We start from the raw sequence: 23381 nt of genomic DNA, 5'->3' as shown, positions 1-23381 counted from the left end.
TGTTACTGGGGGACGCGTCCCGATGCTTTGCTCTCCGCTGCGGACACCTATTCCGCCGTTCTAACGAACGGCGGCTGACTCGACGCTGCAGACGCCTCTGATGGCCAATCTGCCGTTCAACTTCGGGCGCATGGGCATAAGCCCTATGCGCCCTTGTTTCACGGCACCTTGGCTCATCAGAGGCGTTTTCGCTGACTATCCTCAACCTATACTGTTTTATTTTTCTATGAATGGCGGTTTTAAAAATGCCTAAGCGTTCTGGCTTGTATACCGTTCCTTTTGAGTTTGATTTGCTTTCATTTGATGAGGCTGTTGGGCTGGCTGCTGATACGGGGCGGATTTCTGGGGATGCTGGTCCTCTGCTCGAGACGGTTGTCGATATGCTCGATGAGCTGGGGCGTCCGGATGAGTATTTCGATTGCATCCAGGTTGCCGGTACCAATGGCAAGACTTCGACCACGCGTTTTTCGGCTGCCATCTTGCGTGGTGAGGGGCTTAAGACGGCGCTGTATACGTCGCCGCAGCTTGTGCGTTACCCCGAGCGCATGGAGGTTGACGGGCGCGTTGTGAGCGACGAGGCCTTTGCCCGTGGCGTTTCTGCCGCCGTCGAGGCAGGTCGTCGTGTGAATGCGTGTCGTATTGCGGCGGGGGAGCGTGCCTATGCCATCACGCCGTTTGACCTGCTGACGGCTGCCGCACTTGTCGTGTTTGCCGAGGCCGCGGTGGATGTTGCCGTGCTCGAGGTTGGTATGGGCGGACGTTGGGACGCCACGAGTGCGACAGATCCCGTTGCCGTTGCCATTACGGGCATCGGGCTCGATCACACGCGCATTCTGGGCGACACGCTCGAGGCCATTGCGGGGGAGAAGGCCGCGGTCATCAAGCCCGGACGCCTGGTTGTTCTGGGCGAGGGCACGCATGAGCCGAGCGTTCAGCGCGTGATGGATGCGCGTTGTCGCGAGTGCGGCATTGTGCCGCTGGTGGTGAACCATGCCACGACCAAGGTGCCGGCACATGTGGGCGACACGGTTGAGTTTAGCTGTACCACGCCGCGTGCGATCTATACGTCGAGCATGGTCAAGCCGGCGTATCAGCCGCAGAATGCCGCGTGCGCGATTATGCTGTGCGAGGGGTATCTGGGTCGCGAGCTTGACCACGATGCGCTTGATGCGTCGCTTATGGGTTGCCCCACACCGGGTCGCTTTGATGTGCTGGGGACCGATCCGCTCAAGCTGATTGACGCCTGCCATAACCCCCAGAGCTGCGAGAACTTTGTGAGCGCACTGGACGAGATCGATCCGTGCGTGGAGAACCGCCCCACGCTGCTGTGTGCCGCGCTGGCCGATAAGGACGTGGCGGGCATTGTCGATGTGCTGATCCCGGCTTTCCCGCGCGTGGTTGTGACTCAGACCGATTCCGATCGCGCCCTGCCGGCAGAGGAACTCGCTGCCCTGGTGGACGCCGATAAGCTCGCAGGTGTGTACCCTAGTGTATCCGAGGCTCTCGCCGCCTTCGATGCCGTGGGCGAGCCCTTCGTAGCCGCCGGCACCATCACCCTAGCCGGCGAAGTAGCGGGGCTGCTGCGCTAGCCCCATTTGCCGGGTAGCCAATTTGGGACGGGGCCCCGAATTGACATGCTTGCCACGAAATGGGCCTATCTACTACGTTTGACCGGATACCCCCGACCACGCCGAGACTTGTGAAATTAAAACCGCAGGTAGAAGGCTTGCAGATTTTCAAAAAAGACCCGCATGGTCGACCCATGCGGGTTAAACGTAGTAGATGGCCCGCTTTCGTGGCGCAGCTCTAGTCTTTCAAATTGATCGACTTGGCCCCTTGGCAGTTGCGGTGAAATAGTTCCTGGATTTTGCCTACGTGGGCCCATCTGGGAACTATTCCACCGCAACTTATTGAGGGGCTATTGGGAAGGGGCTAGTCTAGGCGGACTAGGTCGTGGGGGTAGGCGTTGAGAATCTCGACGCCGGACTCGGTCACCAGGGCTAGGTCCTCGATGCGGACGCCGGTGCGGCCGGGGAGGTAGATGCCCGGTTCGATGGAGAACGTCATGCCCGGCTCTACGACCTGCTCGTTGACGAGCGAAACGTCGCCCGGCTCGTGGTCCTGCAGGCCGATCGAGTGGCCCAGGCGATGCGTGAAGTACTTGCCGTAGCCAGCGTCCTCAATCACGTCGCGCGCGGCACGGTCCAGGTCGCACATGCGCACGCCCGGTGCGATGAGCGCCTCGGCGGCCTCGTTGGCGCGGCGCACGATGTCGTAGATGTGTGCCGTCTCCTTGTCCGGCTCGCCCCAAAAGAACGTGCGCGTCATGTCCGAGCAGTAGTTGCGGCGACGTCCGCCAATGTCGAACAGCACCACATCGCCGCGCTTGAGTACGGTGCCGTCGGGCTCGTGATGCGGGTCGCCGGCGTTGGCACCAAAGCTCACGATGGGCGGAAAGCTAAAGCCTTCGCAGTCGTGCTTGCGATACAGGCCGAGCATCTGGTCGGCAATTTCGTGCTCCGTTACGCCTTCGTTGACGAGCTTGATGGCGTCGGCCATTACAGCGTCGTTAGCGGCCGAGGACATGCGCATGAGCTCCTGCTCGGCGGCATCCTTGTGGGCGCGTGCTGCGGTGACGGCAAAGTCGCCCAGGAAGAACTCGCTCGCGGCGTGACGATCCATAAGGGGCAGCAAAAAGCCGGAGCGCATGACGGTATCGATGCCGAGGGGCTTGGATGGATTGACCTCGCGAGCGATGGCGTCGGTCACGACGTCGGTGTCGTTGTGGTAGGCCACGCGGGCATTGTCGTACTCGGGCAGCTGATGCAGGGCGTTAATCAAGATTACCGGCTCGGCATCGCGTGCGAGCAGCACGCCGCAAAAACGCTCGAACATATCGGCATAAAAGCCGGTCAGATAGTAGATCGACCACGGGTCGTTCACAAGCAGCTGCGCGCCGGGGTGCTGAGCCTCGAGCGCATCGAGCACGCGCGCCACACGCTGGTCATCGACATGTGCCATGAAACATCCTTTCGCTAGGGTGTCACCATGGTATCCCCAACGCCAGGGTAGTCAATTTGGGACGGGGCTATTTTAGCTGTGTCAAACATGCGGAATGATAGGTAAAAGTAGTCATAAGAGGGTCGTCCCGAATTAGCTGCTTTCAAAACTATGGCGGATTACGGGGCTGGACCTGTATTACTTGACCATTGGAAAAATTGCGAAATTAAAACCGCAGGTAGACGGCTTATCAAAAATCGAAAAATGCCGGTATGGATGGGGGTCTCCGAATCAGCCCCGTAATCCGGCATAGTTTTGAAATGGCACTAAAGTAGGCACAATCTAAATATCGATCCCAAGGCAAGTTGCGGTGGAATAGTTCCTGGATGCCGGGGTTTTGGCGGAAATCAGGAACTATTTCACCGCAATTGAGGAGGGGCGGGGTGGATGGCGGGGTAGCTAAAAGAGCCCCGTCCCAAATTAACTGCTTAGGCAGGGTCGATGTCCATGCTGGCGATGAGGTCGGTACCGGTGTCTAGGAGGTTGGGGAGGACTACATCGCTCATGCGGATGGGGGCTTTGACCTCTAGGCCGCGGATGAGGTCCATCGCCTGGGCGTGGAGTTCGAGCGGGATGGTTTCGGCCGTGCGCACGGGCAGCAGCGCCTCGTCGCCGCCGGATACGGCCACGGTCGTGGTAAGCACGCGCATGGGACAGGTGAGCTCCTGATGTGCAAACTTATCACCGCGCGGGCAGCTGTTGCCGGTTACGGAGCGTACCTCTACCACGGCGCCGTCTGCGCTGCGCTCGACCTCCACGGTCAGGAGGCACTCGGATGGGCAAGTGGTGCAGTTGAACTGCAGCGTCTCGATTGCATTCGTGCTCATAGTCTATGCCTCCTCGACGGGATCGACGGATAGGACAATCTCGCTGGCACCCAGGTCGAGCGCTTGTTTGATGACCTTTGCCGGCAGCGGGAAGCTTTCCATAACGCTCGGCATAAACGCGCGGACCTTGCCTGCAAGCAGTTCCTCGTCGCCTGCCAGAATACGCACGCGGGCGGCGTCGACCGGTCGGCGCACGCGGAAGTTCAGCTTGGTGAGCGCCGCAGCCGTAATGCGTCCCGGCAGTGCGTATCCCGCAATGCCAGCAGGGGAGACGGTGAGCTCGCAGTCCGGAACGGCGCCCGCGCCGGTTCCCAGCGCGTACGCCGCCGCAGCTGCGCCAGCTCTCTCGGACTCACACGTTACGTTGTCGGCCAGGTCGTGCACGTGCAGCACGTTGCCGCAGGCAAAGATGCCCGGCACGCCCGTCTGCAAGCTCTGGTCCACCACGGCGCCGCGCGTACGTGGGTCCAGCTCCACGCCTGCGGCAACCGAAAGCTCGTTCTCGGGAATCAGCCCCACCGAAAGCAGCAGCGTGTCGCACGGAACAATGCGCTCGGTCCCCGGAATGGGTGCCAGGTGCTCGTCGACCTGGCTTACCTCGACGGCCTCCACACGGTCGTGCCCGATCACGCGCGTGACGGTGGTGGACAGGTGCAGCGGAATACCAAAATCGTCCAGGCAATTCTTCACATTGCGGCGCAGTCCGTTGGCGTACGGCATGAGCTCGTACACGCCCTCGACGGAAATCCCCTCAAGCGTGCAGCGGCGCGCCATGATAAGCCCGATGTCTCCCGAGCCCAAAATGACGGTGCGCGAGCCGGGCTTGAGGTTTTCGATATTGATGTATCGCTGCGCCAGGCCGGCCGTAAACACGCCGGCGGGACGGCTGCCAGAGATCTTGATCTCGCTGCGCGTGCGCTCGCGACATCCCATGGCAAGAACGACGGCGTGCCCGGTGAGCTGCAGCATGCCGGCGCGGCTCATGAGCGTGACGGTATGGACCGCGGTGCCTTCCGCAGGCTCGCCTGAATCAATCCCAAGCACCATGCTGTTCAGGAACAGCGCAATGTCGGTTGCGTGCACCTGGTCGATAAAGCGCTGCGCGTACTCGGGACCGGTGAGCTCCTGTTTAAAGTGCGACAGGCCAAAGCCGGGGTGGATGCACTGGCGGAGGATGCCGCCCAGATGCTGCTCGCGCTCCACGATGGCCACGCGTGCGCCGGCCTTGTGTGCGGCAAGCGCGGCCGCCATGCCGGCAGGTCCGCCTCCGATAACGACCGCGTCGAAGGCCTGCGTTTGCACGGGCGCTGAGGCTTCGACCTCTGCGGTTCGAGCCTCCGCGCGTTCGTCGCGCATATCAAACGTCGCCATCCTAGCGTACCCCCTTCAGCGGTCCCTGGACCAGCCAAGATCCGGCATCCTCCAACAACACCTCGCTGGGGTCGCAGCCCAGTTCGCGCGCCAGGATCGCTACCACGCGGCTCTGGCAAAAGCCGCTCTGGCACCGACCCATGCCGGCGCGGCAGCGGCGCTTGACGCCCTCGACCGAAACCGCGCTCGGGTGGCGTCGGATCGCGGCAACAATCTCGGCCTCGGGCACCGTTTCGCAGCGGCAGACGATTTGCCCCCAGGCGGGGTCGGATTCAATGAGCTCTTCCTTGCGCGCAAGCGGCACGCGGTCAAAGTCGTCCGGCGCGCGGCGAATCGGGTCCCAATCGGCCCTTTCGCGCAAAGCAACGCCCGCCTCGCGCATCACGCGCTCCATGCGCTCGGCAATGGCCGGCGCGCTCGCCACGCCCGGCGACTGAATACCTGCCGCCTGGAACAGCCCCGGCACCACGGCCGACTGCCCAATAAAGAAGTCGTTCGTTCCCCGAATGACCGGTCGACCGCCGGCAAACGCGCGCACCACGCGGCGCGTGTCCAGATCGGGCACCAGCTTGCGTGCTCCCGTCAGCAGCGCGTTCACATCGCTTGCGTAGGTCTGCGTGTCGCCCGGCTCGCGCACGGCAGCCGTCGCGGTGATCACGGTGTTGCCGTGGACCGTGCCCGTGACGATTACGCCCTTGGACACTGGCGTGGGCACGGGGTAGAGCGGCATGAGCGCGCGCGGCTCCTTGTCCAGCACCACGATGTTGCCCTGGCGCCAGACCATCTGGAACTCCTCGGCGCCCGCCATATGCGAGATGTCCGCTGCACCGTTGCCCGCGGCGTTGATCAGATAGCGGCAGCGCACATCGCCGACAGGCGTCACCAGCGTAAAGCGCGCAGCCCCGTCGGTAGCCTCGCCGCCGGCAACCTCAATTGCTTCCACCGGAGCCGACCGAATAAACGTCACGCCGTTGGCCACGGCGTTCTCCAGCGCAGCGATGGCGACCTCAAACGGATCCACAAAGCCAGTGGAGGGACACCACAGCGCGCACGTCGCCTCGGCACTCGCGCGTGGTTCCAGCTCGCGGATGCGCTCGGGGCCGATAATCGACAGTTCGGGCACGCCGTTGGCCACGCCATTCTGGCGCAGCTTCTCCAGGTGTGCGCGGTCTTCGTCGTTAAACCCCAGCACCATCGAACCGGTGCGGCAAAACAAAAAGCCGAGCTCCTGGGCCCACGTGCCATATAGCTCGCAGCCGCGGGCGTTGACCTGCGCCTTTACGGTGCCCGGCGCCGGATCGTAGCCGGCGTGTACCAGGCCGCCGTTGGCCTTCGATGCGCCTAGGGCGACATCGTTGGCCGCCTCGACCACGCAAATGGTCAGGTCATAGCGCGCGAGTTGCCGCGCAATGGCACACCCGGTGATGCCCGCGCCCACAACCGCGATATCAAACGTTTCTGTCACAGTGCCTCCCAGACAAGTTGACAGGCTGTCAATAAGACTATCCTACGGTCTGCAGACCCCCAGTGCAGCGGCAATGCGGCGAACAGCCCCACTGCATCCGCCAACGGCAGGCGTGGGCCGGCTCAGCACGGATGCCGGCCACGTTAGAACGCGAGATCTTCCCGCCCAACCTCGCGGTCTGCGCCGTTACCTGTTACAGATTGAGATGTTGAGTCCACAGGCGCACGATCTTCTCGATCTGTAACAGTAAGAACTGTTTTTGGGTTCCAGATGTTACAGTTCGAGATTTAAGTCGGGGAGAGAATGGTTTGTCTAAATCTGTAACATCTGGGACTGTATTTGCCGAGTAGCTGTTACAGATTGAGACATTCGGTGTGGACGGTTCTCTTTGTCTCGATCTGTAACAGTTAGCTGAGGATTTGGGTTCTAGATGTTACAGATCGAGACAAACCTTCCGACGGATTTTGAATGTCTCGATCTGTAACATTTGGACCCGATTTTGTCGAGTAACTGTTACAGATCGAGATTGAAGTCGGGGAGGGACCCCTGTGTCTCAATCTGTAACATCTAGGCCCGGATTCCGCTCCCACCTGTTACAGATTGAGGTGTTTGTGTCCGCGCCGGCCCCGCCCCTAGCCGTGGTCCCATATAAACAAACCCCGTGGTAAACTTGACCGGACTGTTAATATCCCGAAAGGTACCCGTAATGTCCAAGTACATCTCCGAGCTCATGTCGCCGCAGCTTATGGGCGTCGTCTATGCCTTCGTTGGCTTTATCATCGCCTTGTATGTGCTGTCGGTCGTCTATGTGTTCATCGACGCTCGCCGCCGCGGCGCCAGCGCCTACGTGGCATGGGGCATCATCGCCCTCATCCCGTTTGTGGGTCTCATTGCTTATCTGGTCCTTCGCCCGCACTCCTACGCGGCCGACCGTGAGGAGCAGGAGCTGGACATGGCCCTGCGCGAGCGCCAGCTTGCCCAGTACGGCACCTGCCCGCAGTGCGGCGCGCCCATCGAGAAGGACTTTGTCGTGTGCCCGGTGTGCGACACCCAGGTTCGCAACGTGTGCCCCAGCTGCCATCGCCCGCTCGATGCGCACTGGAAGGTCTGCCCCTACTGCCGAACTCGCATCCAGTAACGCATCCATCGCCGGGCCGGCCGCAAGCCACGGGCACCGCGCGCCATGCGAAAGGCAGACGCGCGCCCCGCAGCCCCGCCCCACACGATGAAGCATGCGTAGAAAATCGCCCGCCGTGCCATTAAGGTGCGGCGGGCGCTTGTATACCAAGGCAACCTGCCTATAATGATGCAAGTCAAAAATGCCGAGCGCATCGCACGCACTTGCACCAGGCATCCGAGAGGAGAAAACATACCCATGAAGGCACTCTACAATGACGGTTCGGTGGCCGAGCTCCCGCAGGACGAGGTCACGCACGTCATCCGCCACTCCGCCGCACACATCATGGCGCAGGCCATCAAGCGCTTGTACCCCCAGGCCGACTTTGCCTACGGCCCTGCGACCGACAACGGCTTCTACTACGACGTCGACCTGCCCGAGGGCGTCAAGATCAGCGAGGACGACTTCCCCGCGATCGAGGCCGAGATGAAGAAGATCGTCAAGGAGAACCTCAAGTTCTCCGTGTACGAGAAGCCCCGCGCCGAGGCCATCGCCCTTATGGAGGAGCGCGGCGAGAAGTACAAGGTCGAGCACATCGGCGACCTGGACGACGACGCCCGCATCACCTTCTACCAGCAGGGCGACTACATCGACATGTGCGTCGGCCCCCACATCTGCTACACCAAGGCGCTCAAGGCCTTTAAGCTCACCGGCGTCTCGGGCGCCTACTGGAAGGGCGACAAGGACAACAAGATGCTCACCCGCATCAACGGCGTCGCCTTTGCCACCAAGGAAGAGCTCGACGAGCACATGCACATGCTGGAGGAGGCCAAGAAGCGCGATCACCGCAAGATCGGCCGCGAGATGGACCTCTTTATGATGCGCGACGAGGCCCCCGGCTTCCCGTTCTTCCTGCCCAACGGCATGATCCTTAAGAACACGCTGCTGGACTACTGGCGCGAGATTCACCACAAGGCCGGCTACGTGGAGATCTCCACGCCGCTCATCATGAACAAGCAGCTGTGGAAGACCTCGGGTCACTGGGACCACTACAAGGACAACATGTACTCCACCGTTATTGACGACGAAGAGTACTGCATTAAGCCCATGAACTGCCCGGGCGGCGTGCTGGTGTACGCCTCCAAGCCGCACTCCTACCGCGAGCTGCCCATTCGCGCCGGCGAGATTGGCCTGGTGCACCGTCACGAGCTGCGCGGCGCCCTGCACGGCCTGTTCCGCGTGCGCTGCTTTAACCAGGACGACGCCCACCTGTTTGTGCGTCCCGACCAGCTGACCGACGAGATCGTGGGCGTGGTCAACCTCATCGACTCCGTGTACCAGAAGTTTGGCTTTAAGTACCACGTTGAGCTTTCCACCCGCCCCGAGGACTCCATGGGTTCTGACGAGGACTGGGCTCGCGCCGAGGAGGGCCTGCGCACCGCTCTGGAGAAGCTGGGCATGGACTACGAGGTCAATGAGGGCGACGGCGCCTTCTACGGCCCCAAGATCGACTTCCACCTGGAGGACTCGCTCGGCCGTACCTGGCAGTGCGGTACCGTGCAGCTCGACTTCCAGATGCCGCTCAACTTTGACTTGGAGTACGTGGACGCCGATGGCACCAAGAAGCGCCCCATCATGCTGCATCGCGTGTGCTTTGGCTCCATCGAGCGCTTTATCGGTATTCTGATTGAGCACTTTGCGGGCAAGTTCCCCACCTGGCTGGCCCCCGTGCAGGTCAAGGCGCTTCCCGTCTCTGAGAAGAGCCGCGACTACGCCCACGAGGTGTGCGCCAAGCTGGAGGAGGCCGGCATTCGCGTGGTCTGCGATGACCGCGACGAGAAGATCGGCTACAAGATCCGCGAGGCCCGCAGCATCGACCGCGTGCCCTACATGCTCATCCTGGGCGAGAAGGAGGTCGAGGCCGGCAACATCTCCGTCCGCGATCGCTCCAACGAGACCGTTCAGATGGGTGTCGATGAGTTTGTTGCGAAGGTGACCGAGGAGATTAAGACTCGCGCCTAAGGCAAGCTTCACAACAATTAACAAAGGCGACCGTCCACACAGGGCGGTCGCCTTTTTTCCTACCAAAATTAGAAAAGCCGCTGGTTGAGCGGCTTTTTTGTTGCACAAAAAGGTACAGGTTTTTGTATCTTTCGACATAGACAATTATACGAGCAATTAATCAGCGATTGCCCAGATTACGCAAAATGTCCTGCCGGTAGATACATCTCCATACCCCTCTACAAAAACCTGTACTTTTGCGACTGCGCCTAGCTGCGAGCGAGAAGCCTGTTCTAAACGCCCCTGCATTTGCGTGCATCGCAAAGCCAAAGGGGGGGGGCGAGAACATGGAACAGACGGCACGGCGCCAAGAGCAGCTGCCAGGCGCTTTTAACGGCGCCACCATCAGCAGCCAGCACGGCCGCGTCCGCTGGTATCTGGTCCACACCCCCAATGGAAAAGAGCGCGAGACCTGCGAAAAGGTCCGCCGCATTATCCCGCACGAGCTGATGCAGGACGCTTTTGTGATGCAAAAGGAGTTCTGGTTTAAGCGGGACGGCGCCTGGTCGCTCCAAACCAAACCCATGTATAAGGAATATTTCTTCGTCGCCACGCACGATGCCGCTGCGCTCGATAGGGCCTTGGCCCAGCTGAGCTTTGGCTGCCGCATCGCCGGTAGCAGGGAGCGGGCGTACATGCCCATGCCCGACGATGCACAGGATTGGTACCGCAGCGTGCTCGATGACGACGGCGTGGTGCGTAACAGCATTGCGCGTATTGAAGACGGCGTGCTGCATATAAAGCAGGGGCCCTTGGTTGGGCAAGAGGCCCGTGTAAAGAAGATCGACCGTCATAAACGCTGGTGCCTGGTGGACGTGGGCGAAGGCGACTCCGCATTTAGGGAGTTACTTCCGCTCGACGTGCCCAGCAAAACGTAAGGGAGACGTTGCACCGGCAAATCATTCGTTTTTTGAATTCATGGACGGGGGGGGGTCCTGGGGACAGGGACGTAAGTTTTATCGTGACTGCTAATGAAGAAGTGACAGAGAGCAATGCGCCCGTAGGGGCGGCGCTGATTGCTCAGGCCATGGACCGGCGTGAAGGCACCGGTCGATATAAGGCCATGCAATCCATCATGGACTGGGACAACTCGCGCCTGGCCTACCGTGCCGTCAAGCGCGCGTTCGACATCGTGTTCAGCGGCTGCGTGCTGGCCGTCATCGCCATACCCAGCCTGGTGCTGGCCGCGGCCATCCGCCTGGAGAGCGAGGGCAACCCGTTTTACAGCCAGATCCGCGTTGGTCAGACCCGCCCCGACGGCAGCCTGTCAACCTTCCGCATGTGGAAGTTCCGCTCCATGTACAAGGACGCCGACGAGCGCCTCGCCGAGCTCAAGGAGCAAAACGAGATCGCCGGCGCCATGTTCAAGATGAGGGAGGACCCCCGCGTCACCAAGATCGGGAAGTTCATCCGCAAGCACTCCATCGACGAGTTCCCGCAGTTCATTAACGTATTCCTGGGCCAGATGTCCGTCGTGGGTCCGCGCCCGCCGCTGCCTAATGAGGTTGCGGAGTACACCGAGTACGACCTGCAGCGCCTGGCCGTGAAGCCCGGGATAACCGGCTGGTGGCAGGTGACGGACCGCAATTCAACGGGTTTCGACGGAATGGTCCAGCGCGACCTTGAGTACATAGCCAAGCGCGGCGTCATCACGGATCTCAAGATCGTTCTACTCACTGTCGTCGAGGTAATTACGGGAAGCGGGGCGTGCTAGTGTCAGCCGGCAATCGTTATCCAATTCTGAACACGTATGTAAACGCCATCTCGCTTGACGAGACGGTGGATGAAATCGAGAAGATCATCGCGAGGGGCGTACCGACCCAGCATGTCGTAATCAACGCCTCCAAGGTCAACCTGATGGAGGCGGATCCCGAGCTCGCGTCAATCGTCAACGAATGCCCCCTGATCAACGCCGACGGCGCCTCGATCGTCTGGGCGGCGAAAAAGCTGGGGGTTCCTCTCGGGGAACGCGTCACGGGCATCGACCTGTTCCAGAGGCTTGTCGGGCTGGCGTCCGAGAAGGGCTACCGCATCTACCTCTTCGGGGCGAAGGAAGAGGTGGTCACCAAGGTCAAAGCGATTTTCGAGGACAGGTACCCGGGCATCCAGATCGCAGGGTATCGCAACGGCTACTTCACCGAGGCGGACGAGCCCCAGATCGTATCCGATATGGCCGCCTCGGGAGCCGACATGATGTTCGTCGCTTTCTCCTCTCCCAAGAAAGAGTACTGGGTCCATAAGTACATCGACCAGATCGGAATCCCCTTCGTCATGGGCGTCGGCGGCAGCTTCGATGTTGTTGCCGGCGTAACCGACCGAGCTCCGACGTGGATGCAGAAGCACGGCCTGGAGTGGTTCTACCGCTTCATCCAGGAGCCCGGAAGGCTGTGGAAACGCTACATCATCGGCAACCTAAAATTCGTCGCCCTCACGTATAAATACAAGTTCGCTAAGAAAGGTGAATAGCAATGGTTAACGTTATCGGTCTCGGCTACATCGGCCTGCCCACCGCCCTCATGATGGCATCCCACGGCGTGGAGGTCGTGGGCACGGACTACAACGAGGAGCTCGTCGCCACGCTCAACGCCGGCAAGACCACCTTCAAGGAGGAGGGCCTGGACGAGCTGTTCGCCGACGCCCTGAAGTCCGGAATCAAGTTCTCCACCGACTACCAGGTCTGCGACACCTACATCGTCTCGGTCCCCACGCCCTACGACAAGCTAGACAAGAAGATCGACCCGTGCTACGTCGTGGCGGCCTGCAAGACCGTCCTCGAGGTCGCGCCCGAGGGCGCCGTGCTCGTAGTCGAGTCCACCGTCTCGCCCAACACCATCGACCGCTTCGTTCGCCCGCTACTCATAGAGGCCGGCCGCGAGGACGTCAGGCTCGTCCACGCCCCCGAGCGCATCATCCCGGGCAACATGGTCTACGAGCTGCTGCACAACAACCGCACCATCGGCGCCGACGACCCCGAGGTGGGCGAGGCCGTGGCGAAGGTCTACGCCAGCTTCTGCCAGGGCGAGATCTCCGTCACCGACATCCGCACCGCCGAGATGACCAAGGTCGTCGAGAACACCTTCCGCGCGGTGAACATCGCCTTCTCCAACGAGCTCGCCAAGATCTGCCGCATCGGCGGCATGGACGTCGCCGAGGTCATCCGCATCGCCAACAAGCACCCGCGCGTGAACATCCTCAACCCCGGCCCGGGCGTCGGCGGCCACTGCATCCCGGTCGACCCGTGGTTCCTGGTCGGCGACTACCCCGAGACGGCCAACTTCATCCGCCTCGCCCTGCAGACAAACGCCTCCATGCCCGAGTACGTCATGCACCGGGCCCACGAGGTCATGGTCGAGCGCGGCATCACGGACGCCTCGAAGGTCGGCATCTACGGCCTCACCTACAAGGAGAACGTCGACGACGTCCGCGAGTCCCCGACGCTGCAGATGCTCGAGTCCATGTCCGAGCACCTCTGCGCCGGCTCCGTCAAGGTCTACGATCCGTGGGTCGAGCGCGACGAGGTTCCCGGCCAGGTCCACTCTATGGATGAGTTCCTGGACGGACTGGAGATGGTGATCGTGATGGTCGGCCACTCCCAGGTCACGGACAACCCCGGCATCTTCGGCGAGCGCGTCCTCATCGACCCGCGCAACGTCTGCGGCGACGGAGAGAACGTCTACAAGCTGTAAGACCATGTGACTCTTCAGGAGAAATCGTTTTGAAGAAGGTAATGCTCGTCTTCGGCACCCGCCCGGAGGCAATCAAGATGTGCCCGCTCGCCAACGAGCTCAAGGCGCGTGCGGATGAGTTCGAGACCGTCGTGACCGTGACCGGCCAGCACCGCGAGATGCTGGACCAGGTTCTGCGCGTCTTCGATGTGACTCCCGACCACGACCTGGCGATCATGAAGCCGGGCCAGACGCTGTTCGACGTGACGTGCGACGTGCTGCTCAAGCTCAAGGCCGTCCTCGAGGACGAGACGCCCGACGTGGTCCTGGTCCACGGCGACACCACGACCAGCTTCGCCGCGGCGCTCGCGAGCTTCTACCTGCAGATCCCCGTTGGGCATGTGGAGGCCGGCCTGCGCACGCACGACATCTACAGCCCCTGGCCCGAGGAGTTCAACCGCCAGGCGGTCGATATCGTGAGCGAGTACTACTTCGCACCCACGGAGGCGAGCAAGAAGAACCTTCTGGACGAGGGCAAGCCGGATTCGAAGATCTGGGTCACCGGCAACACGGGAATCGACGCCCTTCGCACCACCGTTCGCGAGGGCTACTCCCACCCTGAGCTCAATTGGGCCGAGGGCTCCCGCCTCATCCTCATCACGGCGCATCGCCGCGAGAACTTGGGTGAGCCCATGCACCGCATGTTCCGCGCCATCCGCCGCGTGATGGAGGAGCATCCGGACACAAAGGCGATCTACCCCATCCACATGAACCCGCTCGTCCGCAAGGCGGCACACGAGGAGCTCGACGGCTTCGACCGCCTGCACATCATCGACCCGCTCGAGGTGCTCGATTTCCACAACTTCATGGCCGCGAGCCACCTCATCCTCACCGATTCCGGCGGTATCCAGGAGGAGGCCCCGAGTCTGGGCAAGCCGGTGCTCGTCATGCGCGACACCACGGAGCGCCCCGAGGGCGTGGCGGCCGGCACGCTGAAGCTCGTCGGCACCGAGGAGGACGTGATCTACCGCGAGTTCAGCCGCCTGCTCAGCGATCAGGCCGAGTACGAGGTCATGAGTCATGCGTCGAATCCTTACGGTGACGGACATGCGAGTGAGCGAATTGCGGACGTTATTGGAGGTAAATAGTGAAGCTAAAAAAGAGGTTTACTCTTTCTCTTAAAAACAACCTGCGCTTCATTCCTGACGAGGCATATATGCGTCTCTACTTCAAAGCCAAACTTCATTACGAGCCTGATTTCGAGTGTCCTAAGACATTCAATGAGAAGCTGCAGTGGTACAAGCTTAACTACCATAATCCAGTTTTGACTCAGCTCGCAGATAAATATGGCGTGCGCTCTTTCGTCGAACAACGTATTGGGTCCGAGTATCTTGTGCCACTTTTCGGTGTTTTCAATGCAGCTGAAGAGATCGATCTCGATAAATTGCCGGAAAAGTTTGTGCTTAAATGTACTCACGACTCGCAGAGCACATTTGTTTGCACGGATAAGTCGAATTTTGATTTTGTTGAGGCCAAGAAACGTCTGAATGTTGCCTTGCATAGAAACTGGTATTGGCAGGGCAGGGAGTGGGCTTATCTCGGTATCACGCCTCGCATTGTGGCGGAAGCATTTCTTGATGAACCTGGAAGAGCGACTCCGACTGATTACAAATTCTATTGTTTTGACGGTAAGGCAGCTCTTGTTCAGACGGACGCCGATCGTTTCACTAATCATGAAATGCAGTACTTTTCTACTGAATGGGAGCAGCGTGGCGATATCGACCATGAGGTATCTGAGCATGAGCCTACTGTAAAGCCCGAGAACTACGAACTTATGCTTGAGCTTTCCGAGAAACTCTCTGATGGTTTCCCTCACGTGCGGGTTGACTGGTACAACATTAGCGGTAAACCTTACTTTGGCGAGATGACTTTCTATACCGGAGGCGGATACGATCCCTTCTATGCACTAGAGGAGCAGCCCGATAGACTTGACCGAGAGCTTGGCGATTTGTTTGTTTTGCCAACTGTTTCCCATTTAGAAAAGTACTGCGATTGGTCTTGCCCTTCTTCTAAAAGATCTTTAGGCGCTGATAATGCCTAAAGTGTTGATGATTGGCCCGAGTCTTGATGCTATGGGTGGCATCTCCACGGTTGAAAACAACATTATGAAGTGGTCGAATCGTAACGAAGGTTCAATAGAATTCATTTCGACAACTGCTGAGGGCGGGAAGTTCAAGAAGCTCTCCATTGCCCTTGTGGCTTATATGAAATATCTCAGTAGGCTCAACGCGTGCGATCTCGTACATGTGCATATGGCGTCTCGTGGCAGCTATCGCCGAAAAAAGATCTTCATGAGGGCGGCCTTCTTTCGAAACAAACCCGTTCTTCTCCATCTGCATGGTAGCGAGTTCGGTGTTTGGTTTGACGAAGAATGTAGCGAGGCTGAGAGACGCGATATCTCGCATTCCTTTGAATGTTGCTCAAAGGTGGTCGTTCTGTCGGAGGAGTGGAAGGAATTCCTTCTAAAAAGGCACATCTGTTCCTTGGATCGTATCGTGGTGGTGCATAACGCCGTTGACGTTCCTGAGGTTAACGCTATTGATTATTCGTGCAATACGGTTTTGTTCATGGGGCGTCTTGATGCGCGCAAGAGTCCGGATTTACTTTTGCGCGCTGCTAAGCGCGTTCTTAAGACTCATCCCGATGCGCGTTTTGTCTTTGGCGGAGACGGGGATGTGCCAGCATATGAACAACTGGCGGATGAACTTGGAATTGGTGACAGGTGCAGCTTTATAGGCTGGGCTAAAGGTGAAAAAAAAGACGAAGCCTTTCGCAACAGTAGCATGTTCTGCCTTCCTTCGAAGAATGAGGGCATGCCTATGAGTGTGCTTGAGGCAATGTCGTACGGACTTGCTACCATTGCGACTCCTGTCGGGGGTATTCCACAAGTCATTACCGACGGCGTAGACGGAATTATGTTTCCAGTTGATGATGTTGATGCGTTGGCCACTAAGCTCGAGAATCTCATGAGCGATATCTCTTACAAGGAAATGATTGGAATTCAGGGACGAGCTCGCATAAAAGATGCCTTTTCCCTTACGGCGTTTATGAACCGGCTTGGCATGGTTTACGAAGATATTTGCCGGTGAGACTCGCTTTCTTGGACGATATTGGAGACCCGTCAGACTCCGTTTCTTATTTCCAAGTTGCACATTTAGGAGCGTGACGATGGATAAGACTATTCATTACTGCTGGTTCGGAGGCAATCCGCTCTCTGAGACTGCTGTGAGGTCCTTGGCTTCGTGGGAGAAGTTTGCGCCTGGGTTTGAGGTCAAGCAGTGGAATGAGGATAACTTCGACTTCGCATCATGCTCTTGGTCAAGGGGCGCGTATGCGGCGGGCCTCTGGGCATTTGTGTCGGACTACGCTCGCTTTAAGGTCTTGTATGAGTACGGCGGCATCTATATGGATATCGGCAGCGAGCTCATACGAGACATATCGCCTCTCATGGAAACCATTCCTTTCACTGCAATCGAAGAATCCTCGTTGACTGCCACCACCGGCTTGATTGTTGCTGTTGAGCCTCATGACCCTGTAATTCGCGCATGCGTGGAACGATATGAGTCGATGGAGTTCTCCTGTGATCCTGATTTTCTCGACAAGATCACGGTGAATGAGGTATTCACTGCTGAGCTTCAAAAAATCGGTTTTGAACGCGTGAATAAAGAGCAGCATTTCGGTGGCTGGCTTGCCTTGGATTCCAAAGCGTTCAACCCCGTTTACGGTTTCGGCGGTTATCACATCAAGCGTGAAACCTACAGCATCCATCGCTCTTCGGGAAGCTGGGTTGAGCCCAAATATCGCATCAAGCGGAAGGTTGTGCGTAAGTGTTCCCCTTTCATTGGGCGAAGGCTTTCGCAGATTTTGGGTCGAATTCTCATGGAGCTTAGTGACGGTGGCTTGGTTGTAGGAACTAAGAGAATCTTTGGCGTTGTTCGCGAAAAGATTGCTAGAGGAGAGAGAAGTTAGAGTGGACGTATTCGCTAAAGATACTTATCACTATTTCGGTACGCAAGGCGTAAAGCTCGGCCGGTTATTAGGTGATTTTGGCTACCGCTATGTTTTCTATCTAAGGATGTGTCAGGCAGGGGGTTTGCGAAAACTCCTCTTCACGCTTCCGAGGAAACATCTTTCCAGGAAGTGTGGACTCGAGATTTCGCCATCAACTCAAATTGGTGAAGGCTTCTACATTGGTCACCCTTACGGCATTACTGTAAACGCCGGCGCGAAGTTCGGCCGTAACGTGAACATCCATAAGGGATGCACCATCGGCCAAGAAAACCGTGGCCATAGAAAGGGCGTCCCTACGATTGGTGACCGCGTATATCTCGGTATTAACTCGACGGTTGCAGGTAATGTGACCATTGGAAACGATGTCTTTATTGCCTCCAATACCTTTGTTAACCAGGATATTCCCGATCATTCGATAGTCATTGGCAACCCGTGCAAGATTATCGAAACCGATAACGCTACTGAAGGTTACATCATCAATTTGGTTTAACGAGCTTGCGAATAGTTAGGCAGTAAGATATTGAAACGCATAGGCATCCTCACATTTTCGAATACCGTAAATTATGGTGCTTCGCTACAAGCATGTGCTCTGCGCAGGACCGTGATGTCGTTGGGCTGCGACTGCGAAGTGCTCAATTACAGCAATAAGGAACTCGATGATCGAGAGTTGGGTACGTGCTTCTCGTTCAATCCTTCGGATGCCGTTCGCTATTTCCTTCGCAGGGGTTTTGAGCGCCAGAGACTTAATTCGTTCAGTCGATTTGCTAAGCGCAATCTAAGCCCTACGGGAAAGCTGGATAAGCAAGCTCTTATTGATAGAGCCAAGAGCCTCGACTGCGTCCTCATTGGCAGCGATCAGGTTTTCAATCCTCGGGTTAATGGGCATGACCCAGTCTTCTTGGGTGAAGGCATCGCTGAAGTTACAAAGGTCGCGTCTTATGCTGCCAGTCTGGGAGATGCGACGGCGGAATCCATTTTGGCATGCGATGAAGGCGCGGCCGACAGGCTGGCAAAGTTCACTGGTCTTTCCGTTAGGGAACCGAGCTCTATGGAGGTCCTTAGCGAGATGGGGCTCGAATCTGTATTTATGCCTGATCCGACCCTGCTTCTTACGGGCGATGACTGGTCGGCGTTAGCCTCAGATGACGGCTTGGATACGATACCTCAATCCTATGTTCTGCTTTATACGCTTAACTCTGAGCAAAAACTCGTGGATCGAGCTAGGAAGATCGCCAGCGAGCTCGGCGTTCCTGTCGTCTGCATTCATTACAACACGAAGAAATTCCCCGGCATGATTAACGTGAGGGGTATCGGTCCGGCTGCTTTCTTGAAGCTTGTTAGTGAGGCGTCGTTTGTTTGCACGGACTCCTTCCACGGCGCCTGCTTCTCCATGAATTTCAATAAGTCGTTTGTCGTTAAAACGTCGGACTCCGCCGTTCAGAGTAACGTCAGGATTACAGACCTGCTCGCACGTTATGGAATTGAGGGTTGTCTGTATCGAGACGAGGTCGTTACTTCGGCTGTTGACTATGGTCATGCAAACCAGACCCTCTCACATGACCGTGATACAGCGCGTGCCTTTATCGCTCGCTGCATTGGATTGTAGGTGTCGTTTCTGGCTTATGTTTGCAAAGAATACTTTTTGGAACTTGGTCTACCAGTTGACCGCTATCGTTGCCGGCTTCCTCGTCCCAAGGGCGATTATTGGCGTATATGGATCCGAGGTTAACGGTCTGGTGACCTCTCTAACTCAGTTTATTGGTTATTTCGCACTTGTCGAAGCTGGTATTTCTGGTGCGGCGACCTTCGCTCTATATAAGCCTATTGCTAAGGGCGACTGGGATGGGATTAACGTCGTGGCTTCGGCCTCGAAGGTCTTTTATCAGAAGTCGGGCATGTTGTTTCTTGTCTTGCTGGTTGGCCTTTCGGTCGTTTATCCCATATTTGTCTCGGTAGGTTCGCTTGCGCCTTGGGAGATCATGGTGCTTACCTTCCTGTTGGGTGCCAAGATCGTCGTGGATTTCTTTTCCCTCGCCAAGTACCAAGTTTTCCTTACCGCCGATCAAAAGAACTGGCTCATTCAACTCGCATCGACGGTCTTCACGCTGGTTAACACGGCCGTCATTTTCTTGTTTGCCTATCTCCATGCTCCTGTTGTCGCTGTCTATGCGTTGGCTCTCTCTGCGGTTTTTGCGCGCAGCCTGATTCTCGCTCTGTATACACGCCGCCATTATCCGAAGCTCAATTGCAAGGTTGATTACGGTGACTATCAGCTACCCCAGAGATGGGATGCGTTGTTTCTCCAAATCTTGGGAGCCGTTCAGTCGGGCGCGCCCGTTATTTTGGCGACCTTCCTCTGTGGGAGCATGAGTGAAGTTAGCGTTCTTGCTGTTTACATGCTCGTATCTACGGGGCTACAGATGATTCCGAATGTCCTTGGTACAGGGCTTCAGGCGCTCTTTGGTCGACAGATTGCTGAGGGAGACTACGAGGGTCTTCGGTCTTCCTATAAGCCATATCGAGCGCTTGTGTACGCAGTCTCCGCTGTGGCATGCGGATGTGCTTTTTCATTGATTATGCCGTTTGTTGATTTGTATGCAGGCGGGTTTCACGATGCAAATTACCACAATGTCCTGCTCGGTTTCCTCGTCGTCCTAAATGTTTTTCTCTATCATGGCAAGTCGTCCCAGGGCCTACTTGTAATTGCTGCTGGCATGTACCGTGAGACTAGGGCGCAGACCTGCTTGCAGGCTGCAATCATTATCGTCTTGGGTATCCCACTCACAATGCGTTTTGGGGTCGTCGGCACAATTGCTGCGTCCTGCGTATCCAATCTATACCGCGTGATTGACCTTTTGCTCTACGAGCCTCGTAAAATCTCGAAGGACTCTCTTTCGAGTTCGTTTTGGTCGTTTGGCGTGTATGTATTACAGACCGTTCTCGTGGCCATGCCTGGCTATTTACTGTCTTGCTTCGCTGGAAGTTGGACAGGATGGATTGCGGTCGCCATCGGTCTTGTCATTTGGGGCGCAGTCGCCGCATGCGCGACGCTCTATTTCTTCGACAGGCCTAGCTATAGTTCGATTATTGGTCGTTTTATGAGGATTAAATAGGATGAATTATTTCAGCGCGTCTAGGGCCGGTGTTGAGTCTTGCTCTGAGTTAGAGCGACGCTTTTCCCTAAATGATGGGTCCATGGTGTTCATTCCACTGCTCTTTTACGCCTTTTTCTGCCAATCGCTCGCTGCTTCTGCGCTTGCACTCGATGTCTGCCTCCTGCTATCTGCTACGGCGTTTCTCCTGCATTTTGTGACTAACAGAAGATTTGCTTGCAAAAGATTTGGCCTTGAGCTGGCTTGGGCACCTTTCTTTGTGCTGTTCTTTATTCATAGTTTGATATACGGTGTGGCTAATTTAACCCTGCTCGTAGTTTATACGCTTCTATTTCTGTGCATGTATGTTGCGGCAGGCGAGCGATCCTGGGTCACTTCATGCCTTAGGGTTCTTGTCGCCTTTGCAGCATTTCATGCGTTCTGCACCATCGTCTTCTGGCTAGTCCCCGCACTTTATCTGCCAGTTAAATCTGCCTTCTTTTCAGGTAGCTATATGGCTAGGGACTATCGCTCTGGCTTCACGGCGCACTACAGCACTAATTCGATTTATTTGAGTTTGGGTCTCGTCTCTTGGGCCTGTGGTCTTGCTGGTGGCAGGGAAAAGGTTCGGATTAAAGATTTGATGCTGAGCCTGATGCTCTTGCTTGCGCTTTTTCTGACTACTAAGCGGGGTCCTTTGGTTGCATCCGTTGCTGCTATCGTCATCTCGTATCTGTTCGTAAATAGAAAGAAGCTTACCGGGACGATGCTCAAGACCTTGGTTGTTGCTGCAATCGCTGTAATAGCTGTCGGCGTTCTTGCTACGTTTGTTCCCGCTGTTCAGGCGACTCTTGAGAGGTTTATTGAGCTTTCAGATGATGAAACGGGCAATGGCAGAAGCTATTTGTACGATTGCGCTTGGAGTATGTTTTATGCAAAACCCTTACTTGGTTGTGGTTGGGGGACTTATTCCAAGTATGTTGCCACTACCTCCCTTGGTGCAATGTACAGCAATCTTGGCTTTTCGTCGATGAGTGCTCACAACGTATACCTTCAGTTGCTTGCCGAGACGGGTGTGATTGGCCTTGCGGCTTTTGTTGTGCCCGCGTTTCTCTCCATCCTTGCAGCCATGCATCGATCTGAATCTCTTTTAGAGGAAGGTCCTTATGGGGACTCCTTTTGCTTGTGGGCCTGTTTGGGTGTTCAGATTTTCTTTCTAATTTATTGCTTTTCAGGCAACCCTTTATACGATCCGCAGTGCTACATACCGTATTTCATTTCATGTGTGGCGGCGTTTGCTATTTGCGGCTCAGACAAGATGATTCTTAACGATAGGGAGGGATTCCATGGATATCTGCAAAGATAGTCAACGCTGTACCGGGTGCTCTGCGTGTCTGTCTGTGTGTCCTCGATCGGCGATTCAGATTGTAGAAGACTCTCATGGGTTTTACCGTCCGAAGATTGACGAATCAAAATGTGTTGAGTGCGGTTTGTGCCAGAGGGTATGTCCGGCTAATGGTTTGACGAGCGACGATCTGAAGATGAACTCTCGTCGGGTATTGGCTTATCAGGCTGACGACGCCGAACGCGCAAAAAGTTCCTCGGGTGCCGCGTTTTGGACCTTGGCTACTTACGTCCTAAATAATGGCGGCGTCGTTTACGGCGCTTGCTTCGATGAAGATTTCCGCGTTGTTCAGCGGCGTTGTGCCTCTGTTGACGACGCGCAATCTTGTCGAGGCTCAAAATACTCACAGGGCTTCGTTGGCTCTTCATATGTCGAAGCATATAACGACTTGAAACAAGGTCTTGACGTGCTCTACAGCGGAACCCCATGCCAAATTGCGGGTCTTAGGAGTTTTCTATCTAAGAAAAACTATTCCGGACAGTTGGTTACCTGCGATTTAATCTGCCATGGCACACCTAGTAATCGTATGTTCCGCGAATACATTTCCTTTTTGGAAAAAAAGTCCGGAAAGAAGGTCATCAAATATTTTCATCGCCCCAAGGACAGAGGTTGGGGAGTCCATGTCGAGAAGGCTCTCTTGGACGACGGCACTGCTCTCTATGACACGATTGAATCTAATACTTGGCGAGATGTGTTCTATAGCAATAACGCTTTAAATTCCAGCTGTTATAACTGCGCCTATACCGACGTCAACAGGGTTTCCGACTTTACTCTTGCTGATTTTCTTGGCGTCGATCGAGTTCGCAAAGGTTTTAATGATCATAAGGGACTTTCTGTTGTTATGGTTAATAGTGAGCTAGCCGAGCGTATTGTCGCATCTGGTGTATTTGAGCCCGGCGTAACAGATATATCTCTTGAAGAGGTGCTGCCCGGTAATCCGATGCTGGAGAGGTCGTCCTCTCCGCAGGGTAACGTTGATGGTTTCTGGAAGGCTTATGAGCATAAGGGGTTCGAGGGCACTGCTCGGTTTGTTGGCGCCTACGGCTTCGTGAAATCTCTCAAGACTCTTGTGAAACAGCTTATTAAAAGGAAATAGTTACTAGGGGCGTTTCTCTTGAATTTAATGGACTTTGTTGAGCATGTGGCGACCTGGATTTATGTCCGGGGTAAGTTGGCGTTTCTTGCAGGGAGATTCCCTGGCCAGATAACCATGACGAAGGCTTTCAGGCGACCGTTTTATTGTCGCG

The 23381-nt window shown here is 56.7% G+C and carries 20 protein-coding genes; 16 read left to right on the top strand and 4 right to left on the bottom strand.

Going from position 1 to position 23381, the window contains the following annotated elements; translation table 11 throughout:
- Nucleotides 1-245 precede the first annotated feature (245 nt).
- Entirely contained in the window at nt 246-1589 is a 1344-nt protein-coding gene (locus tag DWV58_RS04465) for a folylpolyglutamate synthase/dihydrofolate synthase family protein (protein ID WP_117776320.1), read from the top strand.
- 343 nt (nt 1590-1932) lie between these two features.
- Here the strand turns inward: DWV58_RS04465 and DWV58_RS04460 are convergent, their stop codons facing one another.
- The 4 genes from DWV58_RS04460 to DWV58_RS04445 form a co-directional block, all read right to left on the bottom strand.
- Nucleotides 1933-3021 (bottom strand): Xaa-Pro peptidase family protein, encoded by a 1089-nt coding sequence (locus tag DWV58_RS04460; protein WP_117655089.1) that lies wholly within the window; start codon nt 3019-3021, stop codon nt 1933-1935.
- Nucleotides 3022-3488: 467 nt separating this feature from the next.
- Nucleotides 3489-3887: a DUF1667 domain-containing protein gene (locus DWV58_RS04455; RefSeq protein WP_089571652.1), complete on the bottom strand. Its 399-nt coding sequence runs from the start codon at nt 3885-3887 to the stop codon at nt 3489-3491.
- A 3-nt stretch (nt 3888-3890) separates the two neighbouring features.
- The gene (locus DWV58_RS04450; RefSeq protein ID WP_117776356.1) at nt 3891-5243 is read right to left on the bottom strand and encodes an NAD(P)/FAD-dependent oxidoreductase; all 1353 of its coding nucleotides are present in this window, start codon (nt 5241-5243) and stop codon (nt 3891-3893) included.
- Between the two features lie 16 nt (nt 5244-5259).
- Nucleotides 5260-6723, bottom strand: coding sequence for an NAD(P)/FAD-dependent oxidoreductase (locus DWV58_RS04445; RefSeq protein WP_117776319.1), 1464 nt, complete (start codon nt 6721-6723; stop codon nt 5260-5262).
- A gap of 706 nt (nt 6724-7429) precedes the next feature.
- Between DWV58_RS04445 and DWV58_RS04440 the strand changes: the two genes are divergently transcribed.
- The 15 genes from DWV58_RS04440 (at nt 7430) to DWV58_RS04370 (ending at nt 23230) form a co-directional block, all read left to right on the top strand.
- Nucleotides 7430-7861 carry a zinc ribbon domain-containing protein gene (locus DWV58_RS04440; RefSeq protein WP_035138069.1) on the top strand — a complete coding sequence of 144 codons (432 nt, stop codon included), beginning with the start codon at nt 7430-7432 and terminating at the stop codon, nt 7859-7861.
- Between the two features lie 237 nt (nt 7862-8098).
- The gene (thrS, locus tag DWV58_RS04435) at nt 8099-9862 is read left to right on the top strand and encodes a threonine--tRNA ligase (RefSeq protein ID WP_117776318.1); all 1764 of its coding nucleotides are present in this window, start codon (nt 8099-8101) and stop codon (nt 9860-9862) included.
- 326 nt (nt 9863-10188) lie between these two features.
- A complete protein-coding gene (locus DWV58_RS04430) occupies nt 10189-10779 on the top strand; it encodes a hypothetical protein (RefSeq protein WP_117776317.1) in 591 nt (196 codons plus the stop codon).
- Nucleotides 10780-10862: 83 nt separating this feature from the next.
- On the top strand, nt 10863-11615 hold the full coding sequence (locus DWV58_RS04425; RefSeq protein ID WP_233540503.1) for a sugar transferase: 753 nt from the start codon (nt 10863-10865) through the stop codon (nt 11613-11615).
- Complete coding sequence (locus DWV58_RS04420; RefSeq protein ID WP_117639255.1) at nt 11609-12367, top strand: WecB/TagA/CpsF family glycosyltransferase; 759 nt, start codon at nt 11609-11611, stop codon at nt 12365-12367. Before DWV58_RS04425 ends, DWV58_RS04420 begins: the two co-directional genes overlap by 7 nt.
- A gap of 2 nt (nt 12368-12369) precedes the next feature.
- Complete coding sequence (locus DWV58_RS04415; protein ID WP_117639257.1) at nt 12370-13587, top strand: nucleotide sugar dehydrogenase; 1218 nt, start codon at nt 12370-12372, stop codon at nt 13585-13587.
- 29 nt (nt 13588-13616) lie between these two features.
- Nucleotides 13617-14714 carry a non-hydrolyzing UDP-N-acetylglucosamine 2-epimerase gene (gene wecB / locus DWV58_RS04410; protein ID WP_117776315.1) on the top strand — a complete coding sequence of 366 codons (1098 nt, stop codon included), beginning with the start codon at nt 13617-13619 and terminating at the stop codon, nt 14712-14714.
- Nucleotides 14714-15667, top strand: coding sequence for an ATP-grasp fold amidoligase family protein (locus DWV58_RS04405; RefSeq protein WP_117773585.1), 954 nt, complete (start codon nt 14714-14716; stop codon nt 15665-15667). Before wecB ends, DWV58_RS04405 begins: the two co-directional genes overlap by 1 nt.
- Complete coding sequence (locus DWV58_RS04400; protein WP_117776314.1) at nt 15660-16715, top strand: glycosyltransferase family 4 protein; 1056 nt, start codon at nt 15660-15662, stop codon at nt 16713-16715. The genes DWV58_RS04405 and DWV58_RS04400 overlap by 8 nt, the downstream gene beginning before the upstream one ends.
- 79 nt (nt 16716-16794) lie before the next feature.
- On the top strand, nt 16795-17595 hold the full coding sequence (locus DWV58_RS04395; protein WP_117776313.1) for a glycosyltransferase family 32 protein: 801 nt from the start codon (nt 16795-16797) through the stop codon (nt 17593-17595).
- Nucleotide 17596: 1 nt separating this feature from the next.
- Complete coding sequence (locus DWV58_RS04390) at nt 17597-18127, top strand: serine O-acetyltransferase (protein ID WP_197032159.1); 531 nt, start codon at nt 17597-17599, stop codon at nt 18125-18127.
- A 30-nt stretch (nt 18128-18157) separates the two neighbouring features.
- Nucleotides 18158-19243: a polysaccharide pyruvyl transferase family protein gene (locus tag DWV58_RS04385; RefSeq protein ID WP_158549245.1), complete on the top strand. Its 1086-nt coding sequence runs from the start codon at nt 18158-18160 to the stop codon at nt 19241-19243.
- A 16-nt stretch (nt 19244-19259) separates the two neighbouring features.
- Nucleotides 19260-20750, top strand: coding sequence for a lipopolysaccharide biosynthesis protein (locus DWV58_RS04380; RefSeq protein ID WP_117639269.1), 1491 nt, complete (start codon nt 19260-19262; stop codon nt 20748-20750).
- Between the two features lies 1 nt (nt 20751).
- Nucleotides 20752-22095, top strand: a complete 1344-nt coding sequence (locus DWV58_RS04375; RefSeq protein WP_117776312.1) for an O-antigen ligase — start codon at nt 20752-20754, stop codon at nt 22093-22095.
- A complete protein-coding gene (locus DWV58_RS04370; RefSeq protein WP_117639272.1) occupies nt 22076-23230 on the top strand; it encodes a Coenzyme F420 hydrogenase/dehydrogenase, beta subunit C-terminal domain in 1155 nt (384 codons plus the stop codon). Before DWV58_RS04375 ends, DWV58_RS04370 begins: the two co-directional genes overlap by 20 nt.
- Nucleotides 23231-23381: the final 151 nt, after the last annotated feature.

Origin of the sequence: Collinsella sp. AF11-11, from assembly GCF_003465485.1 — a bacterium.
Lineage (GTDB): Bacteria > Actinomycetota > Coriobacteriia > Coriobacteriales > Coriobacteriaceae > Collinsella.
Note: the sequence above shows the minus strand (reverse complement) of the source record. Positions and strands in the feature narration are given on the sequence as shown.